The organism is Botrimarina mediterranea (genome assembly GCF_007753265.1).
Classification (GTDB): Bacteria; Planctomycetota; Planctomycetia; order Pirellulales; family Lacipirellulaceae; genus Botrimarina; species Botrimarina mediterranea.
Genome location: NZ_CP036349.1, coordinates 1,353,719 through 1,373,588, shown reverse-complemented (window position 1 = coordinate 1,373,588; position 19,870 = coordinate 1,353,719). Strand labels below are relative to the sequence as shown.

Annotated in this window: 13 protein-coding genes and 2 tRNA genes; 7 read left to right on the top strand and 8 right to left on the bottom strand. The window is 62.8% G+C overall.

Annotated features, from left to right (window positions below; translation table 11 throughout):
- Positions 1–170: 170 nt before the first annotated feature.
- From Spa11_RS05465 to rho, 3 genes are all read right to left on the bottom strand, one after another.
- A complete protein-coding gene (locus tag Spa11_RS05465) occupies positions 171–4,088 on the bottom strand; it encodes a hypothetical protein (RefSeq protein ID WP_145109057.1) in 3,918 nt (1,305 codons plus the stop codon).
- A gap of 416 nt (positions 4,089–4,504) precedes the next feature.
- Positions 4,505–4,587 (bottom strand) — tRNA-Ser (locus tag Spa11_RS05460).
- Between the two features lie 171 nt (positions 4,588–4,758).
- Positions 4,759–6,063 carry a transcription termination factor Rho gene (gene rho / locus Spa11_RS05455; protein WP_145116913.1) on the bottom strand — a complete coding sequence of 435 codons (1,305 nt, stop codon included), beginning with the start codon at positions 6,061–6,063 and terminating at the stop codon, positions 4,759–4,761.
- Positions 6,064–7,351: 1,288 nt separating this feature from the next.
- On the opposite strand from rho, the gene Spa11_RS05450 reads away from it, so the two are divergent.
- Positions 7,352–8,500 carry a thioredoxin domain-containing protein gene (locus Spa11_RS05450; protein WP_145109054.1) on the top strand — a complete coding sequence of 383 codons (1,149 nt, stop codon included), beginning with the start codon at positions 7,352–7,354 and terminating at the stop codon, positions 8,498–8,500.
- A 75-nt stretch (positions 8,501–8,575) separates the two neighbouring features.
- Here the strand turns inward: Spa11_RS05450 and Spa11_RS05445 are convergent, their stop codons facing one another.
- A complete protein-coding gene (locus tag Spa11_RS05445; protein WP_197529765.1) occupies positions 8,576–9,250 on the bottom strand; it encodes a tetratricopeptide repeat protein in 675 nt (224 codons plus the stop codon).
- Positions 9,251–9,489: 239 nt separating this feature from the next.
- On the opposite strand from Spa11_RS05445, the gene Spa11_RS05440 reads away from it, so the two are divergent.
- The gene (locus Spa11_RS05440; protein ID WP_145109048.1) at positions 9,490–10,431 is read left to right on the top strand and encodes a hypothetical protein; all 942 of its coding nucleotides are present in this window, start codon (positions 9,490–9,492) and stop codon (positions 10,429–10,431) included.
- A gap of 71 nt (positions 10,432–10,502) precedes the next feature.
- Here the strand turns inward: Spa11_RS05440 and Spa11_RS05435 are convergent, their stop codons facing one another.
- From Spa11_RS05435 to Spa11_RS05425, 3 genes are all read right to left on the bottom strand, one after another.
- Entirely contained in the window at positions 10,503–10,865 is a 363-nt protein-coding gene (locus Spa11_RS05435) for a response regulator (protein WP_145109045.1), read from the bottom strand.
- A gap of 158 nt (positions 10,866–11,023) precedes the next feature.
- The gene (locus tag Spa11_RS05430; protein ID WP_145109042.1) at positions 11,024–11,326 is read right to left on the bottom strand and encodes a polyhydroxyalkanoic acid system family protein; all 303 of its coding nucleotides are present in this window, start codon (positions 11,324–11,326) and stop codon (positions 11,024–11,026) included.
- Between the two features lie 52 nt (positions 11,327–11,378).
- Positions 11,379–12,185, bottom strand: a complete 807-nt coding sequence (locus tag Spa11_RS05425; RefSeq protein WP_145109039.1) for a (5-formylfuran-3-yl)methyl phosphate synthase — start codon at positions 12,183–12,185, stop codon at positions 11,379–11,381.
- A gap of 161 nt (positions 12,186–12,346) precedes the next feature.
- On the opposite strand from Spa11_RS05425, the gene Spa11_RS05420 reads away from it, so the two are divergent.
- Together Spa11_RS05420 and Spa11_RS05415 are read left to right on the top strand one after the other, a co-directional pair.
- A complete protein-coding gene (locus Spa11_RS05420) occupies positions 12,347–13,951 on the top strand; it encodes a sodium:proton antiporter (RefSeq protein ID WP_197529764.1) in 1,605 nt (534 codons plus the stop codon).
- 164 nt (positions 13,952–14,115) lie between these two features.
- Positions 14,116–15,321 (top strand): ribonuclease D, encoded by a 1,206-nt coding sequence (locus tag Spa11_RS05415; protein WP_145109033.1) that lies wholly within the window; start codon positions 14,116–14,118, stop codon positions 15,319–15,321.
- Positions 15,322–15,369: 48 nt separating this feature from the next.
- On the opposite strand, the gene rfbB is transcribed toward Spa11_RS05415, so the two are convergent.
- The gene (rfbB, locus tag Spa11_RS05410) at positions 15,370–16,455 is read right to left on the bottom strand and encodes a dTDP-glucose 4,6-dehydratase (protein WP_145109030.1); all 1,086 of its coding nucleotides are present in this window, start codon (positions 16,453–16,455) and stop codon (positions 15,370–15,372) included.
- 190 nt (positions 16,456–16,645) lie between these two features.
- On the opposite strand from rfbB, the gene Spa11_RS05405 reads away from it, so the two are divergent.
- The 3 genes from Spa11_RS05405 (at position 16,646) to Spa11_RS05395 (ending at position 19,843) form a co-directional block, all read left to right on the top strand.
- Positions 16,646–16,718: transfer RNA gene (locus Spa11_RS05405), tRNA-Gly, on the top strand.
- Between the two features lie 420 nt (positions 16,719–17,138).
- The gene (gene tig / locus Spa11_RS05400; RefSeq protein ID WP_145109027.1) at positions 17,139–18,626 is read left to right on the top strand and encodes a trigger factor; all 1,488 of its coding nucleotides are present in this window, start codon (positions 17,139–17,141) and stop codon (positions 18,624–18,626) included.
- Positions 18,627–19,174: 548 nt separating this feature from the next.
- Positions 19,175–19,843 (top strand): ClpP family protease, encoded by a 669-nt coding sequence (locus Spa11_RS05395; RefSeq protein WP_261342288.1) that lies wholly within the window; start codon positions 19,175–19,177, stop codon positions 19,841–19,843.
- Positions 19,844–19,870 lie beyond the last annotated feature (27 nt).

Genomic DNA, 19,870 nt, shown 5'->3' with positions numbered 1-19,870 from the left:
GAGCCGCCGGTGCAGACCGCTAGCGGCCGCCGCGCGGAGTTTGCGGATACCGTCGTGATAGTCACGACCGCCCGACCTGTCAAACTAAACGCTTGCCAGCAATAGATTTATGGCGTTTTCGGCGGGCGAAGACACCCTATCTCGCCGCGCCCGCTTTTTAGCCGCGCCCGTCAGGAAGCGGATCGGCTAAACCCTTTTTGACGGCATCCACCAATGATCGCCGCCAAGACCGCCAACCCAACGCCTCCCGGCTCCGGCACGGCCTGCGCCAGCGCCGCTTCGATCGAAGCCCCGTAGTGGGCCATCCACACGGCATGGTCTTCGTCATCGACGACCCCGTCCCCATTCCCATCCGCCCCGGCGTAAGCCGCCACGTTCGACCCAACGGCGTCCCGCCAAACGGTGTAGTCCGCCGCATCGACGAGCCCGTCGCCGTTGTAGTCGCCGATGAGCGCGACCGACGCGACGGTAAGGGCGATGTCGTTCCCCGTCCCGGCGGCGTAGTCGAGCGCGAACGAGTAACGCAGCGATTCGTAATCCGCCACCAAGGCGTCATCGTTGGCGAATGTGCCGCTAATCGCGTTGGAGTTCCTACTGTCAACAATCAAGAACGAGTCGCCAACCGTCGCGGCGTAGCCGAGCACGAGATTCAGTTGTGACTCGGCGCCAAGCGTCACGCCGTTGTTGACGACGAGTTGGTCAAAGCCCACGCCCGCGGCGCCGCTGCCGCCGAGCAGCTCGATCTCTAGGGCGCCGTCCGCCAGGTCGTAGAAGCCGTTGATAGTTGTGACACCGGCCGAGTTGCCTGGCGCAAGAACGCCGCCGTTCTGCGTGAGCCCGGCGCCAACTTGGTAAGTTCCGACGCCTTCGAGTCGGCCGCCGTTGAAGTTGAAGGCAGCGGCGGCGACAGAGCCTGATCGAATCCTCCCCCTATGCAACCGAAGCGCGCCACCTTTATCGAGAGTAACCGTAGCCGGTCCACCTGATTGGGCAATCGTGAGGTCGCGAGCTATGGCGGGCGCCCCAACGACAACTTCGCCTCCGCTGGAAATTAACATCGATCCAGCTCCAAAACGTCCGACATGGATTTCGTTCGCAACTCTCAGTTGCGAGCCGGCACCTGTGACGACGACAGCGCCGTTCGATCCAGTCCATTGGCCAATGATAGCGACCGAGCTTGCGACGACTCCCCCATCTTGAATCGTAAGTGCTCCGCTTCCGTACCGACCCACGCTCAGATCGGCGCTATTAATCCACGACGAGCCTTGGCCTGCCACAGTCGCTTCGCCCTGTGAGCCCTTTTCATCCCCAAGTAGTCCCGCTGAACTACTGACGCGAGCCCCGTTCTCGATGCTGAGCGACCCACTCCCGTATCGCCCGACCCGAAGATTGCCTTCGACTCCCCATGCGGAACCGACATCGCTAACTGTAGCCGTTCCTTGCGAATCAGTGTGATAACCCAAAATTCCTTCCGTAGAAGACATCACAACCCCGTTGGCGATGGCAAAGGACCCGACGCCCCGGTAACCGGCGCCGAGAACGGCGTTGGATTGCTCGGTCATGTCGAGGTGAATCGTAATGTCTTGCCCCGGCCGATTGCTGAGATGGATCTGCTGTTGCAGCGATGACGGCGAGTCAAATGTGAGGGCAACGTCAGAAAGGATCTTCTGCGTGTAGATCGTTCCAACACCGTCGAGTTGATCACTACCTGCGACGAGACCCGTGGTTGAGAGCACACCATTGTCGAAGAGGATACGACCAACTGCGCTCGTCTCCGATCCCACGACAGTATCTTTTCCTACCTCTAACGTGCCGTGATCGGCGATTCGGAGCGTCCCAGCCCCACCGACTCCCACAGTCAAGCCATCAATATTGCGCCAGATTGACCCGACGCCAGTTACCGTAGCTTCGCTTACAGCAAGGCTGTGGTTCGCGATGAACGCTGTCGTGGTTGTCAGTGAAGCGCCTGCTTCAATGGTGAGCGTCGCCTTACCGATAGCCCCGACGTACAGATTGCCTGGCGCATTCCACGCCGACCCCGACCCTGAAATGAGGACGCTGCTAACGGAGCCACTACTGCTCGCAATTGTGCCTCCTGCACTATTCACGACGGCGCCTCTTAGGACGTTCAGAGTGCCTTTGCCTCTTTCGCCTATCTTGAGAAAGCCATCGCTGTTCCAGACGGAGCCCGCGTCTGCGACCGTTACAGAAAACGAACCGTCCTGCCAAGTAGCTATATTAGCTGCACCGGTGGTCACCGCCGCCCCGTCTTCGATCGTCAGCCAGCCAGCGAAACCATTGAGTGAGCCGTTGCATGTCCAAGACGATCCTGCCCCCGCAACCGACACTGAACCTCTAACACGGGCCGAAGCGTTGCTTGCCGTAGCACCCTCCGTAATGCTGAGGTAGCCGGCACCATTGTTCCCTAAATAGAGCGTCGCAGAATTGCTCCATACAGTGGTCGGACCGCTTACATTCACCGTCCCACTGGAAAAGTCGTATCCAACATACAGCTCGCTATACGCATCGCTCACCGTAGCGCCATCTGAAATATTGAGTATACCTTCACCCCGATATCCGACGATTAGAACGCCCTCGGTAATGTTCCATCTCGAGTTCGCTCCACTAACGCTAACGGTCCCCTTGGAGTAATAGTCGTTCGCGACGCAACCACGTTCATTGATGACCACGCCGCCGTCCTGAATGTTAAGTGTGCCAGTTCCACCACGTCCAATGTAAATGCTGTTGGTCATCTGCCAATTGGAGCCGCTGCCGGCAACGGTCACGATCCCGCTTGATCCGCTGCTACGTCCGATGTCCGTCGTGCGACTACGCAGGGTGGCGCCGTCAAGGACATTCAGCGCACCCTGGCCTGCACTCCCAACAGTAATGCCCATCTGGATATCCCAGGTGGTCCCAGCGCCGCTCAGCGTGGCGACGCCGTTTGCATCCGCCAAATGCCCCAAAGAGACATCACGGCTCATCGCCGAGGCCCCATTCTCGATCGACAAGGAGCCCTCACCACCATAACCGATATAGGATGGACCGCCTTCCCAGCGTGAACCGGCTCCTGACACCGTCAAAGTTCCTGTCGATCCCAAGTACCTTCCTAAATAAACAGTCTCATCGCTCTGCACCAATCCACCGTCACTGATGTCGAGTATCCCAACGCCTTCGAGCCCGACTTGTAAGAACCCAGAGCGCCATGTAGTGCTCGGACCTGAGACGGTGGCAGTCCCATTCGATCCAAAGCGTGACCCGAGGGTGCCAGAATACGACTGAACAGACCTACCGTCAGCGATGGTTAAGCTTCCTATGCCATTGTACCCGGCGCCGAGCGCCCCATAGTCTTCGTCGGTCATATCCAGATGGAGCGTGACGTGCTGACCGGCACGGCTATCGAAGAGATACTGCTGTTGAAGGCCTAATTGTGCATCAAAGATAAGGTCGAAGTCCGGGACAAGCCCTCTGGTGTAAATCTCACCAATCCCTTCAAGCTGCTCACTTCCTCCACTGAAGCTAGTCGTCCGAAGGACACCATTATTAAAGACAATAGTTCCGAGAGCTGCAAAGGTTCCACCGGTGATTTCGACAATACCGCCATCTTCAATCGTAAGCATCCCGTGCGCCGAGTCTCCCACGACCAAGCTATACCCTAGAAGCCTCGAATCTGTACCGGAAACAACTACTGCTCCACTACTTCCCTCACGAGCGGCAATCGAGATCTGGCCCGATTCGACCCTGCCGCCATTCTGAATGCTCAGTGCTCCATTGCCGTGAAAGCCTATGTACAGCGGTCCAGTGTTCCAGATTGAGCCGGCGCCATCGACGGTCGCTGATCCGACAACTTCCGATGAGCCGACTCCTCCAATGTAGGACCATTGCGAGCTAACACTGGCTCCTGAATCGAAGACGACACCACCGTCTTCGGTTCGGCCGATATAGACATTCGTCGACGAAGTCCAAGTCGCCGGGTCCGACGGATCAACCTGCCCCGTCGTCGTCACCGCCGCCAACGAGACGCTCCCCGCAAGCCACGCGCTGGCCAGGGCAAAGCAGACCGCTAGGAACAGGTTTCGTCGTCTCATCACGTCGTTACGCCCGCCGAAAAGTAGTTTCCAACCGCCTCAATTCGATCGCCGCCATCGTACCCGCGATTTCGTCAGCGGCGGCAAATCGATTCTGTTCTCTGTCCCAAAATCTCAGCGCTGAACGCCGAAGCGTAGAGGTTTCGCCCCCATCCAGCACGTTCTCTGGCGAGCCCACGGCGCGAGTCGTGGGAGGGAAGCGGGCACCAGACTCCCTCCCACGACTCGCGTCGTAGGCTCACAGCGGCCGAGGGTGCAGGCGCTCGCTCAATCCCCAACTCGTGAGCGTGTATTTTAAAGGATCGCGCGGCCATTTCCGAATACAAAACGCCACGTAAAATCACGCCCCAAACGACCCCCCAGAACGAACCAAGGGCGGCCCCTCTCGGGACCGCCCTTGCGTCGTTTCAATTCAGCGGAGGGCACGGGACTCGAACCCGCAACCGGTTGCCCGGCACCTGAATTCCAATCAGGCCGCTAGCCAATTCGCCTACCCTCCGGTTTCTGAACGGTCTCAGTCTGGCTACGCCAGAACTTCGCCACGCCTTGTGCAAGCTGCCGCTTGCGGTCTCCGCCTAGACCCCGCCACGCCTTGTGCGAGTTCACGCTCGCATACCCATCATAAGCGTGGCGACATCTCGGCGTCAGCCGAGTGGAGACCGCCAAAAAGTTAGTCCATCGCTCGCGCCGCTTGGATCATATCGATGAACTCGGCGTTGCTCTTGAGCTTTGCCAGTTTCGTCGTCAATTGTTCCATCGCGTCGATCGGGTGCATGCTGCTTAGCGTGCGGCGGAGCATCGTCGCGGCGTGCAGCATCTCGGGCGTGAGCAGCTTCTCTTCGCGACGCGTGCCGGATTGCTCCAGGTCGATCGCCGGCCAGATGCGGCGGTCGGACAAGCGGCGGTCGAGCACCACCTCCATGTTGCCGGTGCCCTTGAACTCCTGGAAGATCAGGTCGTCCATCCGGCTGCCGGTGTCGATCAGTGCGGTGCCGACAACGGTGAGCGAGCCCCCCTCTTCGAACGCGCGGGCGGTTGCGAAGAGCTTCTTGGGGATGTCCATCGCCTTGATGTCGACGCCGCCCGACATCGTGCGGCCCGTGTTGCCGACCCACTTATTGAACGCCCGCGCTAGGCGCGTGATCGAGTCCATGAGCAGGAACACGTCCTTGCCCATCTCGGTGAGGCGCTTGCAGCGCTCGATGGTGAGCTGAGCGAGGCGGACGTGCGATTCGACGTCGCAGTCGAGGCTGCTCGCGAGCACCTCGCCATTCACGCTACGCCGCATGTCGGTGACTTCTTCGGGCCGCTCGTCGATGAGCAACACGATGAGATTCACGTACGGGTAGTTCTCGGCGATCGCGTTGGAGATGTGCTGCGTGAGCACCGTCTTGCCCGTCCGCGGCGGTGCGACCAACAGCGCACGCTGGCCCTTTCCGAGCGGGCAGAGGAGGTCCATCACCCGCGTCGTCAGCGGCTCGGGGCCCGTCTCGAGACGGTACCACTCTTGCGGAGTGATCGCGGTGAGGCTGTCGAACGGCTTGATCGCTAGGTACTTGTCGGGCTCGAGGCCTTCGACATCGAGCAGCTCGCGCATCCGCGGGCCCTGGTCGCGCCTCTGCTGCTGCACCATGCCGCTAAGCATGATGCCTTCGCGGAGGCCGTACTTCTCGATAATCGTCCCGGGAACGAAGGGGTCCGTCCGCTCGCGGACGAAGTTCGTCGAGGGGTCGCGGAGGAAACCGTACCCGTTGGGATGCATCTCGAGGACGCCCGACGCGGGAACCAGGTCGGCGGAGACGTCGAAGTCGCCTTCCTTGTCGCCCTGCTGATCGTAACCGCCAGGCCCGCGACGCCGCTGGTTGTTGCGGTTGCGGAAGTTGCCGCGACCGCCCTGGCCGCCGCCTTGATTGTTGTTTTGGTTATTGCGTCCGCGGAACCTTCCGCCAGAACGCTGCTGCTTCTTACCGGCCATCGCCATAGGGGGAAAACGCTTCGTGAAGTGCGCCCGTCGCGCGATCCGGCCCCCCAGGGGCCTCCGTCGTCGGACAGGGCGTCGGTGAATTCGACGTAACTACTTACTAAATGCTGTGCAGTGTGGGGGAGATCGCGGCCGAACGCGGCCCGCGTGTCAGAAAGAGGTTTCTTGTTAAAGACTGAGGGACGAATTCTTTTTTCGCCGACAGGAGGCATCTCAACCGCGCTCTACTAGCGCCGCCGAGTGTCTTGTGATCAGCGTCGTCCCAGCGGCTTCCTGTGCTGGCGATCGTGGGCGGCTCCGAAAGAGGCGTTCCCGCGATGCTTCAGGGGGTGGAGGAATAGTCCAACCAAATAGGAGTGAGCATCATGCCCGCTCCTGCTACGCAACGGATGGCCTGAGGGATCGGCTCTCCGCAAGTTATTGCCCGCCGCGTCCCGAGGAACCACGCCGAACAAGACATCGAAGAAAACCAACCGGACCCGTCGAGCCGACCTACGCTTGGCCAACGTCTGCCACGCCGTGACGGCCGCCTTATTGGCGGCAACCATTGCGATGCTGCTTTGTTAGCCGAATGCCTCGGTTGCGACAAGCGTCTGCCAATCGTCAGCTACCAGTCGCCAGCCAAATGTCGCCACCTAAAGGGCCTGGAGTCCAGGCCGATCCGTCGAAGGAATCCAACAGCAGGGCAAAGCACGACACCCACCGGCGTTGGAGCGAAGCCTACGCCTCGCAGCCGGGGCGAAAGGCCCTCGACGGGCAGCAACGCACGAGTCGGCTAGGCCCACAAATCCAGTTTTCGACGCTTTGAACTCACAAAAGGCCCACGGTGGGCCCCTAGCGGGCAGAGCAAAGACGCACGAAAGCGTGGAGCGGAGCGACTCGCCAGCGGCACTGCCAAACTGCCGTGGACCTGTCACAACGGGGGCTTCGTCCTAGCGAACCTTCTAAGCAAACGGGCTCAGGAACGCTAGCTTCCGGCAGCCGAATACGATGGCGGAGCGGAAGCACTCGGGACGTGCTACTAGCGGGAGTATTCCCCGCGATTTCGGGCGTGTCAAGCGCACTCACCACCGGTTTTTCCAGAAGCCCCCCTAAACCGCTGCCCCGTCGTGATAGCTGGATCATTCGGAAAATCCGGAAAATCCCTTAGGAAACGCACAGATGGCGTCGCCTCTTGGGCCGATGAACAGACCAGGCGCGGATCGGCTCAGGCCGGCCAATTTGGCGTCCGCCGCCAAGCGCCCAACCTCAATCAAGCTTGCCCGACGAAGGGTTATACGCCATGCGTGCTAGGGGAACTCGTTCATCGCTCGTCCTGTGGCTGCTCGCCGTCTGCGTGTCGCCGGTCCTGGCGCAATCGGAGGGGATGGCTTGGCGCACCGACTTCCAAGCCGCCCGCGCCGAAGCGCAAAAGACGGGCAAGCTATTGCTCGTTCACTTCTGGACCGAGAGTTGCGGACCTTGCAAGCTGCTCGAAACGCGGGTCTTCGCGCAGCCGCAAGTCGCCATAGCGGTTGCGAATGAGTACGTCCCCGTCAAGGTGAACGCGAACGAGTCGCCCGAGATTGCTCAGGCCTATGGCGTGACGCGAGTCCCCACGGACGTGGTCGTCACCGCCCAAGGCCAGCTCGTCCACTCCTTCGTCAGCCCCTCGACTCCGATGGAGTATGTCGGCGTGACGTCGCAAGTGGCCCGCGCCTACCGCACCCAAGCCGGCAGCGCGTACGCAGCAGCGGCCGCCGCGGCTCCAGCCCCTGGTTCGACGTACGCTAGTAACAACGCGTCGACGCCAACGGCGCCGGCGCAGCCGCAAGGCGCTCCGTCGGCGGACAACCTGTACGCAGCGAGCAACCCTTACGCCGCCCAGCCGCAAGCGATGGCGCCTGCCGAAGCGACCGCTCAGCAACAGGCCGCTCCGCAGCAGCAGTTGAACCCCGCGGCGATGGCGGCTCAGGCGCCGCCGCAACCGCCGATTCAGCCGCAGACGCCGACCCAATCGCCGCAATCGCAACAGCAGCCGGTAGTCGCCAGCGCGACGCCGCAGTTGCCGCCGGGGAGCCCCGCGTTGGGCTTCGAGGGTTTCTGCCCTGTGACGATGAAGAACGAGTGGCGTTGGGCGAAGGGCGACATCCGCTGGGGCGCTATCCACCACGGCCGTACCTACTTGTTCGCCAGCCAAGAGGCGCAGAAGGCGTTCCTTGCCAACCCCGACGCGTTCAGCCCGGTCCTCTCGGGCAGCGACCCCGTCGCGGCTGTGGACAAGCAACAGAGCGTCCCCGGCGTGCGTGAGTTCGCCGTCGAATACGAGGGCCGCTTCTACCTCTTCGCGAATGAGCAATCGCTCGAGAAGTTCTGGAGCAATCCGACGGCTTACGCCCAGGGCGCCCAGCGCGTCGCCGCGATGCCCGCCAGCAGCTCGTTCATCCGCTGAGCTCGATGAACCACCCGACGAATTATCGACGGGCGCCGTCGGCGCTAGCCGCGGGTAGCGCCACGGACGACATCGCTACTCCGCATCGCTCTCGTCGCGTATCGATCGCTGGAGCTTGATCACCTGGGCGCGGACGTCTTCCAAGCCCGGGTTGAGACGGAGCGCTCGGCGGAACGAGTCGAGCGCCGCCACGGGGTTGTCCTGGAACAAGTACGACTGCCCGATGCCCGTCGCCGCGGCAAAGTGGTACGGATTGATCTCCAACGCCTGATGGCAGTTGCGGATCGCGGCCTCGTACTGGGCGAGATTGTAATGCGCAGCGCCGCGTTGGCGCCACGCCTCGGCGATCCACGGCGACTCGTGGATCAACTCGGTCGCCATCTGGATGGCGTCGTCGTAACGCTTGGTCTGATTGAGCCGGATCACACAACGCAGCGTGAGCCGCTGCTCGCGACTCCCGACGCGGACCCAGAGGTCCTGGATCGCGTTCTCGGCGATCGTGCGGACGCCGCGGTCACGGTCGGTCAGCGCCCGGCCGACAACGGCGTTCGAGTTGTAGTCGCCCATGAAGCCCAGCGCGAGCACCGCCGCGCGGCGCCCCGAGCGGTCGGACATCTGGGCGAGACGCTCGAGCGTCGGGCACGTGTAGTGCCTCGCGACGTCGCGGATAAAGGTCGCCGAGTCTTGATCGCTCAGGTACCGCGCGTAAGCGGCGACGATCAGCGGCGGTTGAAGTGATCGATCTTCCACGGTCGGGGTCTTCCAAAACGCCCCCGAGCGTTCCAGTGCTCGAAAGCCGTTGTTAGGTTGTTCCGGCCACGTTCCGTGCCACTGCATCACAGCAAAGAGCCGCAGCGGCAAGCCGAATCGCGCCGCGTTACGCCCGGTGGCGTGACGTGGCCCGTTGTCCCGAGTTTAATCAGGACGGCGAACGGCTCAATCAAAAAGCCGACGCGGCGATAAAGGCGCCCGACTCGATGAGATTTTGCTTGACAACGTCCCGAGCGAGACGCTACGCCGCCGCCTTTTTCTGCGCGGCGGTGGCGGGCATTGCTTGCGGACAAGACGCGTCGGAAAAACTGCTCCTCGATTTGGCGGCGCCTATTTCAGCGCAATGGCGCAACGCACCGGGTCGGCAAGCCCTTGAGCGGCTCGCCGCCGAAACCGAAGTAGCGATCTGGATCGACCGTCGTGTTGACGTTCGCAAAGAACTCACACTCGACGCGTCAAGCACAACGATGGCGGCCTTGATCGACTACGCAGCCTCATCACTCGACTTGGGCGCCGCGGCGATCGGTGAGGTTGTCTACGTAGGTCCCAAAGACGCCGCAGCGGCGTTACCGACACTGGCGGCACAGTGGCGTCGTGGCGCGTCGTCGGCGTTGCGGAAACGAGCGCCGCTCAGATGGCCCCGGCTAAGCGAGCCGCGTAAGCTCGCCGAAGCAATCGCCTCGTCAACCGGCTATCGCATCGAGAACCCCGCTGCGATCCCGCACGACCTCTGGCCCGCGGGCGAAACGCCGCCACTAGCAGTCGGCGATCAGTTGACGCTGCTGTGCCTGGGTTTCGATTTGAAGTGGACCGTCGCCGACAAGGCGAAGAAGACGATTCGATTTGAATCGATCGCCAATTTGCCGACGGGAGAATCCGTGACACTCAGCGCGCTTATCGGCTCAACGCCGGCGCCTCTAGGTGAAAAGCGATACACCCTCCGAATCGTTGAGCAACCAATCGGCCTCGTCCTGCAGCAGTTGGCTAAGCAAATCGGTCGTGAATTAGATGCGCCAGTTGAGATCAGCACCCTCGATCAGCGCGTTAGCTTCGTGGTCCAGAAGGCAACGCTCGAAGAGTTGTTCGAAGCGGCGGGTAAAGCCGCCAAGCTCGATGTCAGCGTGACCAGTTCGGCCATTGTTGTCCGCCCGCTGCCATGATGAAAAGAAACGGGCCGCCCCCGCGATCGCGGTGACGGCCCGTGATGAAAATGTGGTGTTCGCGAGGCGGCTCAGCAGCCGTGCTTCTCGAGCTTCTCACGGAGCGTGTCGGCCGTGAACGGCTTGACCAAGTAGTCCGAGACACCCGCTTGGATCGCTTCCAGCACGCGCGACTTCTCGGCCTCGGTCGTCACCATAATGATGGTGACGTCGGTGTCTTGCTTGCGGATCTCCTGGATCACTTCTAGGCCGTTCTTACGCGGCATGTTCCAGTCGGTGAGGACGAGGTCGAACTGACCCGGCTGGAAGAGGTTGATCGCCTCTTCACCGTCCGAGGCCTCGATCGCGGAAGGGATGCCAACGGCACTGAGCGAGCGGAGGATGATCTTCCGCATCGTGCTTGAATCGTCGGCGACTAGAACACGGGCGCTCATCGTAGTTGGCTCCTCGGGAATCATCATCGCGGCGCGTCCGGCCGCAACGAACGTGGCTCGTCGAGGGCTGATTCCACCCCGACGGCACGCAGAAACCTAGGTCGCCCCGATGAGGCGTCAAAGCTGCCTGTGACTAAAAGTTCCGAATGCGCAGCGGCTTACCGCAACAACCGTTGAAGCTGACCTTCGATCGCTGAGGCGATCTGTCCTTTGAACATCGCCGCTGCAAACGGCACGTCCCCGTCAACCCGCACAGCCGAGTCCTCGACCGTCATCGTGCCGGTGATTTTGAGCCCGAGTGTCTTGAACCCAAAGTGCATCTGGTTCTCTTCCCAACGCTGCTCGACATCCTTGATCTTGTCGGCGTTCTGCTCCTGCACCTTGGCGGAGAAGAACTGCAGCTTCTCTATCGCCGCTTCTCGGCCGAGGGGGTTGGGCACAGAGACATTGAACTTCGGCATCAGAATCCCGCGTGGCTTGAGGACAGGTAGAACCGACAGCGAATGTTCGCCGTCAACCGCCGCGACGGCAAGCGCTAAGACGCTTCGCCAGCGCCCGCACACGGCCCGTATCGATGGCGCCCGACCTGCCGCCTAGACACGCGGCGCCGCGTACGCCGACGAGCGTCGGGTCATAGGACGCGGCCTCCTCGATCCGGTCGATGGTGAGGGACCCTGCCAGGACGACGAACAGCCCCTGCGAAACCGCCTCGGCAACGAGCGATCTCAACCGGTCTGATTCGAGCAGGTCGAGCGCGCAGACGCCCCCCTTAGACCAAGTGTCCACCACAAACCCGCGGCAACCAATTTTCTCGGCTTGCGTGAGGACTTCCTCGGGAGTCGGCGCACCGGCGGATCGCCAATCGGCGTACGCCACCAGAGCGCCCGCCGTGAACTTGGGCAGACGCGACGCCCACCGTTCCGAAGGTTCTCGCCATGGCCCCTTCGCGCCGCCGGCCATGCCGAGTTTGCCGATTGCAATTCCGCTGGGGAGTTGCTCGACGGGAAACCGATCGGAGATATCGCCCATCGCCGCCGTCACCAAGGCGGCGTCCCCAACGGCCCGGACTACCGCCGCAATCGATTCGATTGAGGCGCTGCCGAGCGGCCCCGCAGTCGGCTCTTTGACGTCGATCACGTTTGCGCCCCCGGTTAGGGCGGCCTCCGCTTCCTCGGCGTCGCGAACGCTCACCAGCAATCCTGGCCCGGCGCCGCCAAGGCGTTCGGTTGGGTCGATCCTGCGGATGGCGCCGGTTGCATTCATTGGTCGATTCACGAGTTTGCCGATGGCCGCAGCGGCGTCACGCAGGCTGAGGGGCACGTTCTAGGTTTCTCTGTCGTGGAACGACAACAGCTATTCACTCGCCGGCGCTTTGCGTCAAGAATCCGGACTCCCACCAAATGAGTTCCCACTCGCCCGCCTCGCCCAGCCCAAGACCGTTGATCGGGGCCATGTTAGCCGACCGTCCGGAGAAAGGCGCCATGAGCTCGCATTCGCACGCTCCGCCGAGTTCGCGCCCCGTGATCGGCGCCATCCTCGCAATCGCGTTGGCCTACGCCGGCGCGCTGGTGCTGGGACTGCCCCAGCGTGGCACCGAGCTGGTGACGGCCTCGCTTGCCGCCCACCACGCCGATGGCCACGCCGACAGCCACGGAGCTGGGCACGACGCGGGCCATGCCGGTGACGCCCCTCCCGCCACGCCATTAGTCACCACGCCGACCACGCCTCCGGTCTGGACGGTGACGCCCTTCGTGCTGCTGCTACTAGGGATCGCGGTCTTCCCACTCATCCCGGCGACGGCGCATTGGTGGGAATCGAACTTGAGCCGTTTCCAAGTCGCCGCCGGCCTCGGGCTGCTGACGCTGCTGTACTACGGCCTACTGCACAACGCGCCGCTTGAGAGCCACTGGCCAGCGCACAGCGTCGTCATGCCATCGGAAAGTGGGTTCGACGCAGGGTTCGTCCGCACCGTCATGCAGAATGCGATCCTCGGCGAGTTCGTCCCCTTCATCATCCTGTTATTCAGCCTCTACACGATCAGCGGCGGCATCCGCATCACCGGTGACTTGCAAGCCAACCCGCTCACCAACGGCGGCTTCATGTTAGTTGGCGGCTTGATGGCGAGCTTCATCGGCACCACCGGCGCCGCGATGGTGTTAATCCGACCGCTGCTAGAGACCAACCAAGAACGCAAGAATGTCGTCCATACGGTCGTCTTCTTCATCTTCATCGTCTGCAACTGCGGCGGCTGTCTGTTGCCGATCGGCGACCCTCCGCTGTTCTTGGGCTACCTGCGCGGCGTTGATTTCTTCTGGACGCTGAATCTCTGGCAGCCATGGGTGCTGACGAACTTCCTCTTGATACTCGCCTACCTGTTGCTCGATGAGTTCTACTTCTACCCCCGTGAGACCGAGGCGGACATCAGCCGCGACCTGCGGAACATCCGCTCGCTGCGTTTCCAGGGGGTCTCGCTGAACGGCCCGCTGCTGCTGGGCGTTGTGGCCGCGGTCGCGCTCCTCGACCCCACCAAGACCATTCCCGGCACTGACTGGCACCCGTGGATCTACCTACGAGAGGTCATCCTGCTTGGGCTGGTTGGACTTTCGGTCGCGCTCGGGAGCGCGACCGTCCGTGAGAAGAATCGGTTCAACTATCACGCCATCCTCGAAGTAGCGGCGCTTTTCTCGGGCATCTTCCTCTGCATGCAACCGGCCCTGCAGATCCTCAGCGAACAAGGACCGTCGCTCGGCATCACGTCACCGATGGCGTTCTTCTGGGTCACTGGCGGCCTCTCGAGCGTGCTGGACAACGCGCCGACCTATGTCGTGTTCTTCGAGACGGCCAAGACGCTCCCCGCCGACGGCGCGAACGTCATCGCCGGCATCGCCGAGCCGCGGCTGGTGGCGATCAGCCTCGGCGCTGTGTTCATGGGAGCGTTGACTTACATCGGCAACGGCCCGAACTTCATGGTCCGGGCGATCGCCGAGTCCGCCGGAGTGCGGATGCCGAGCTTCTTCGGCTACATGCTCTACAGCTGCACCCTGCTGCTGCCGATCCTGGCGTTCACCGCTTGGTGCACCTTCTAGGCGTCCGCTAGGTCCGCTTATAACGATTCCAACGCCGGCCGGCGGGGTTCGACCCCGCCGGCCGACGCCGTTTCAGAAAGCGACCTGTCGCGCCGCTGCGGGGCGGTGTAGGCTTTGTCGCTTAGCTAGCTTCTACGACTTCCGACGAACGAACCGCGACCGCTGTGTCCCACGAGACAATCCTTTCCGCCGCCGCCCTCGCGGACCTCTGCGACCGGCTCAGGGGCTCGACACGGATCGGTTTTGACACCGAGTTTGTTTCAGAAGACACCTTCCGACCCGAATTGTGCCTCGTGCAAGTGGTGGCCGAAGGCGGCCCCGCGGGCCCGATATTGGCGGTCATTGACCCCCAGCCGATCGGCGACCTGACGGAGTTCTGGAAGCTCTTGGCGGACGGCCCGCACGTCACGATCGCCCATGCGGCGCGCGAAGAAATCAACTTCTGCGTTCACGCGATCGACCGTCCGCCGGCTAACCTGTTCGACACGCAGCTCGCCGCCGCGTTCTGCAGCCCCGAGTACCCGGCCGCTTACAGCTCGGTTGTTCAGCGAATCCTCAACAAGCGTCCCAACAAGGGCGAGCAACGCACCGACTGGCGCCGCCGGCCGCTGACCGACGCCCAAATCGATTACGCCCTGGAGGACGTGCGGTACCTGTTCGCCTTGCACGACAAGATCCTCGGCAAGATCGACAAGCTCGGCCGCCGTTCTTGGCTCGACGCCGAGACGGAGGGCTTCGTCACCGAAGTCATGGACGCCCGCAACCGCCAGCGATGGCGCAAGGTGTCGGGCTCGGGCGGCCTGCCGGTCCGCTGCTTGGCGATCGTCCGCGAGTTGTGGCTCTGGCGTCAGGCCGAGGCCGAACGCCGCGACCTGCCGCCCAAGCGCATCCTCCGCGATGACCTGATCGTCGAGCTGGCGAAGAAGAAGACCGACCGCGAAGACAAGATCCGCGCCGTCCGCGGCATGCTCCACGGGCAACTCAAGCGGGCGATCCCCGACATCGCCGCCGCCATCCACCGCGGCCTCGAGGCCCCGACCGACGGCCTCCTGGGTTCACGCCGCAAGCCGCCACCGCCGCAGCTCAACCTGCTGGGGCAGTTCCTCGCACCGGCGATCAACAGCCTCTGCAACCGGTCGGAGATCGCGACGGCCCTGGCCTGCACGGCGACCGACATCCGCGAGCTGATCAGCTTCCGCCTCGGCTTCGGCACCGAAGACGATGAGCCGCCGGCGCTCGCCGAAGGCTGGCGTGCCGAGCTGATCGGCAACCTGATTGACGATTTGCTGTCGGGCAAGAAGTCGATCCGCATCGGCGACCCGCGTAGCGAACAGCCGCTAGAGTTCGACGCGATCGAACCTGCGAGTTAACGCCGCTAAGCCGCAAGCGGCTGGTCCCCAACGAACGCCGCTTACGGCTTAGCGGCCCCCTTCCGCCACTGCCACCCATGCGGAATTCTCCGCGTACCACCGCACGGTCTGACGAATACCGTCAGTCAGTTCGATAGTCGGCCCCCAACCAAGCTCCTCCCGCGCCCGCGACGAATCGAGCGCATACCGTCGGTCATGCCCCGGTCGGTCGCTGACGTTCGTGATCAATTGGCGACGCTCGGCGCCATCGCTCTGGAGCTCACCCACCGCATCGGCGATCGCCTCGACGATCCGCCGGTTGGGCCACTCGTCGGTATCACTCGGACTCGCCGCTGCGCTGAGGTGGTACGTCTCGCCAACTTCGCCACGCTCGGCGATCGCCTCGAAGCCCGCGGCGCAGTCCTCGACGTGCAACCAGTCACGCACTTGCAAGCCGTCGCCGTAGAGCGGGATCGGCTCGCCGCGCAGCGCCCGCAGCGTCGCCAGCGGGATCAGCTTCTCCGGGAACTGCCGCGGGCCGTAGTTGTTCGTGGGGCAGGCGATGACCGACGCCAAGCCGTACGTCCGGCCGAACGACCGCACCAGATGGTCCGCCGCCGCTTTGCTGGCGGAATAGGGCGAACTCGGGTTGTAGGGCGTACTGGCGCCAGCGAAATCGCCCGCGTTGATCGGGCCGTAGACCTCATCCGTCGAGGTGTGAACCAACAGCAGACGCTCGGCGGCAGAAGCGTCGATCCGTGTTTGCTCGTCGCGGTAGTCGAGCCACGCCCGCAGCACCGAGGCGGTCCCTTCGACGTTGGTCCGCACGAACGTCGCCGGTTCGGCGATCGACCGATCGACGTGCGACTCCGCCGCGAGGTGCACCAGCACGTCGGGCCGGAAACGGCGGATCGCGTCGCTGAGCCGTGCCGTGTCGAGCACGTCGCCGTGGACGAACCCGTAGCGCGGGTTCGCCTCCAATTCGGCGACCGATTCGCGGAGCCCCGCGTAGGTGAGGGCGTCGTAGTTCAGGACCCGTGTCACGGGCCGCGTCAGCAACCGCCGTAGGACGGCGCTGCCGATGAACCCCGCCCCGCCGGTGACAAGCACCCGCTCGAGCGGCCGCGGCGACGGTGGGAGGGCGACAGGCGTCACGCCTCTATCCTAAACCGTGGCGGACTTGGCGAGCGGAACGAGCCGCCCCGATAGCTCCTCAACTCGGGTCAGATTAGGGCGGTTATACGGGCATTTCCCTCGGTTTGGGCCTCGCCGCGAACCCCGCTTGATCGGTTTCGGTCTGACGCTATACTTCGTGATTCAGTGACGGCCCGAGGGCCTTCGCTATGCGGCTGTAGCTCAGTTGGTAGAGCATCACGTTGCCAACGTGATTGTCGTCGGTTCGAGTCCGATCAGCCGCTCTGCGTTTCAGGGTTGTTTAGCTTGGCTCCGCCAGGACATCACTGCCCTGTAAGTCTTTCCGGTCTTGGCTTGCTATCGCCAAGACCTCGCCACGCAGGCCCTCTGTCCTGCTTAGTTGGCTTTCTGATTTGTGACGTAGGTGAGCCGGTAGCGTCTGCGACCGGAGTGCCCCTGGCGCCCGGTAACCAACGCCCGCCCACCATCGCCGTAGCCTCTCCCAACCCCAACAACCGCCCCTGCCCCACCCCCGGGCGCTGTCGCTGACGGCTCGCCTTGGAGACGCCCCTTCTCTAACCTCGGCCCTCCGCGGTATCTTACCGGGCTTCGGTCACGGCTAGCGTGGCTGAACGATCCACTGGGACCCTCGTTGGCGGCAGCCGCGAGTCCCCCCTGCAACTCAACGACCCGACGCGAGAGCCATGGCGGCAGAAGAACTGGAAGACGACAACACGACAGCCGTTGTTGAGGGTGAGGGCGCCGAGGGTGAAGAGCCCCAGAAGCTGTCGCTCGACGTCAACATCGCCAAGCCCAGCGCTTGCGAGCGGCGGATCACCGTCACGGTTTCGCGCGAAGACATTGACCGCTACATGGACAATGCCTTCAGCGAACTGATGCCCAGCGCCAGCGTGCCGGGCTTCCGGGTCGGCCGCGCGCCGCGGAAGATCGTGGTCCAGAAGTTCAAGGACCAGATCGCCGACCAGGTGAAGGGCTCGCTCCTGATGGACAGCCTCGGTCAGGTCGCCGAGGACGAGAAGTTCGCCGCGATCAGCGAGCCGGACCTCGACCTCGAAGCCGTCGAGATCCCCGACGAAGGCCCGCTGACGTTCGAGTTCAGCATCGAGGTCCGCCCCGAGTTCGACCTCCCCAAGTGGAAGGGTCTCAAGCTCAAGCAGCCCGTCCACAAGTTCGGCCCCGAGGACATCGATAGCCAGATCGAGCAGATGCTCGCCAAGTACGGACAGCTCGTCCCCAAGGACGGCGCCGCCGAGGAAGGCGACTATCTGGTGATCACGCTCCGTGGCCTCGCTGACGGCAAGGAAATCTCCAAGGACGAAGAACGCGTCGTCCGTCTCCGCAAGACGCTCAGCTTCGTCGATGGCCGCGTCGAAGACTTCCTCGCCCTGGCCAAGGGGGCGAAGGAAGGCGACAAGCTCACCGCCGAGGTGAAGCTCTCCGGCAGCGCCCCCAACGAAGAGCTGCGCGGCAAGCCGGTCACGCTCGAGATCGAGGTGCTCGAAGTCAAGCAGCTCCGCCTCCCGGAACTCGACGAGGATTTCCTCGCCGAAATCGGCGGCTTCAAGACCGAGGGCGACTTCCGCGACGCGGTCCAGAAGGACCTCGAGCGTCAGCTCGAGTACGAGCAACAGAAGGCCGCCCGCGCCCAGATCAGCGAAATGCTGACCGAGTCGGCCGACTGGGACCTCCCGCCGGGCCTGCTCAAGCGTCAGAGCGTCCGCGAGTTGGAGCGTGCCGTCATGGAGCTGCGTCGCAGCGGCTTCAGCGAAGGCGAGATCCGCGCCCGTGAGAACGAGCTGCGTCAGAACAGCACCGCCGGCACCGCCGCGGCCCTCAAGGAGCACTTCATCCTCGAGCGGATCGCCGAAGAGGAGAACCTTGACGTCGATCAAGGCGACTTCGACCGCGAGATCTTCCTGATCTCGATGCAGTCGGGCGAGTCGCCCCGCCGCGTCCGGGCGCAGCTCGAGAAGCGGGGGTTGATGGACGTGCTCCGCAACCAGATTATCGAGCGGAAGGTGATGGAGCTCGTGAAGTCCGAGGCCAAGTTCGAGGACCAAGAGTTCACGCCCTCCAAGCCGACGGTCGAGGGCGTCTCGTTCGCTGTCGGCGGGTCGGATGGCGACATCCCCGCAGTGGTTGAGGACGAGGAAGACGATTCAGAGGGCTGATATTTAGCGAATGACCAATGACCAAGCCCCAATGACCAATGGGGGTTTGAGAATGGCGTTACACGGGAGAAATAGCTTTCGACGATTCGTCTGATCCCCTTGAAGTTCGCATATCGGAATTGCTTTGGAGCTGGGCTTCAGGGTCTGATAGTGAGCGACAGCAGATTACTCGCGATCAAGGCAAACTCGCCGGGATCATTGAGTTTTATCTCTGCGGGGTGCTTCGGAAGGTCGGTTACACGCATTCGCGAAACATCTGGTGCGACGGCGTCTGCGATCTGTCTGTGGAAAGCATCTCCGATGGTTCCTTCCGAATAGAAGCCGCAGCCTACTGCCCCAGCGAACTGGCTCCGGTAGAACTAGAGTTTTACTACACTCGATCGAATCAAGACCAAGCTGACCGAGTCGTTGTGCGATACGGCGACTCGCGACCTCCAGGCAAGACCCCGCGTCCCATACTGCGTCGGCGTATCCGACCTACGAGCAATGAGGATTGGTTAGTTGCAGTCGAGCTAACCAACACCTCATCCGAATAAAAGGAGTTACTCATGAGCGATCACCGCTCTTACATGGATGGGCCGTTCGCGGCGGCTGCCCGTCCCTTTGATTCAAGTCCGGTCGATCCGCGGGCCGCGCGTGACTACCAGCGTCAGCGTCAGATGACGCTCGGCGACTTGCTGCTCGAGAACCGTGTGATCTTCCTCCAGGGGGCGATCTACGACGGCAACGCCAACGAGTTGGTGATGAAGCTGCTGTACTTGCAGAGCGAGAACCGCCGCAAGGACATCCACTTCTACATCAACTCACCGGGCGGCAGCGTCACCTCGACGCTCGCCATCTATGACACCATGCAGATGATCACCTGCCCGGTGGCCACCTACTGCGTGGGCCTCGCCGCGTCGGGCGGCAGCGTGCTGCTCGCCGGCGGTGAGAAGGGCAAGCGCTACGCCCTCAAGCACTCCAAGGTCATGATCCACCAGCCGCACGGCGGCGTTGGCGGCCAAGTCTCGGACATCGAGATCCAGGCCAACGAGATCATCAAGACCCGCCACACGCTCAACGAGATCCTCGCCAGCCACACCGGCAAGACGACCGACGAGATCCTCAAGGCGTGCGACCGCGACCACTACTTGACCGCCGAAGAAGCTAAGACCTTCGGCTTGGTCGACGACATCCTTACGAAGCCGCCCGGCAGCGAAGACGACGACAACGAGTGAGAATGACGAAATCCGAATGACGAATGA

Excerpts from the sequence above, each read along its gene's own strand:
- rho (WP_145116913.1), bottom strand. The coding sequence starts at position 6,063 with ATGGCCGGTAAGAAGCAGCAGCGTTCTGGCGGAAGGTTCCGCGGACGC.
- Spa11_RS05435 (WP_145109045.1), bottom strand. The coding sequence starts at position 10,865 with ATGAGCGCCCGTGTTCTAGTCGCCGACGATTCAAGCACGATGCGGAAG.
- Spa11_RS05395 (WP_261342288.1), top strand. The coding sequence starts at position 19,175 with ATGAGCGATCACCGCTCTTACATGGATGGGCCGTTCGCGGCGGCTGCC.
- tig (WP_145109027.1), top strand. The coding sequence starts at position 17,139 with ATGGCGGCAGAAGAACTGGAAGACGACAACACGACAGCCGTTGTTGAG.
- Spa11_RS05450 (WP_145109054.1), top strand. The coding sequence starts at position 7,352 with ATGCGTGCTAGGGGAACTCGTTCATCGCTCGTCCTGTGGCTGCTCGCC.
- Spa11_RS05420 (WP_197529764.1), top strand. The coding sequence starts at position 12,347 with ATGAGCTCGCATTCGCACGCTCCGCCGAGTTCGCGCCCCGTGATCGGC.
- Spa11_RS05430 (WP_145109042.1), bottom strand. The coding sequence starts at position 11,326 with ATGCCGAAGTTCAATGTCTCTGTGCCCAACCCCCTCGGCCGAGAAGCG.
- Spa11_RS05465 (WP_145109057.1), bottom strand. The coding sequence starts at position 4,088 with ATGAGACGACGAAACCTGTTCCTAGCGGTCTGCTTTGCCCTGGCCAGC.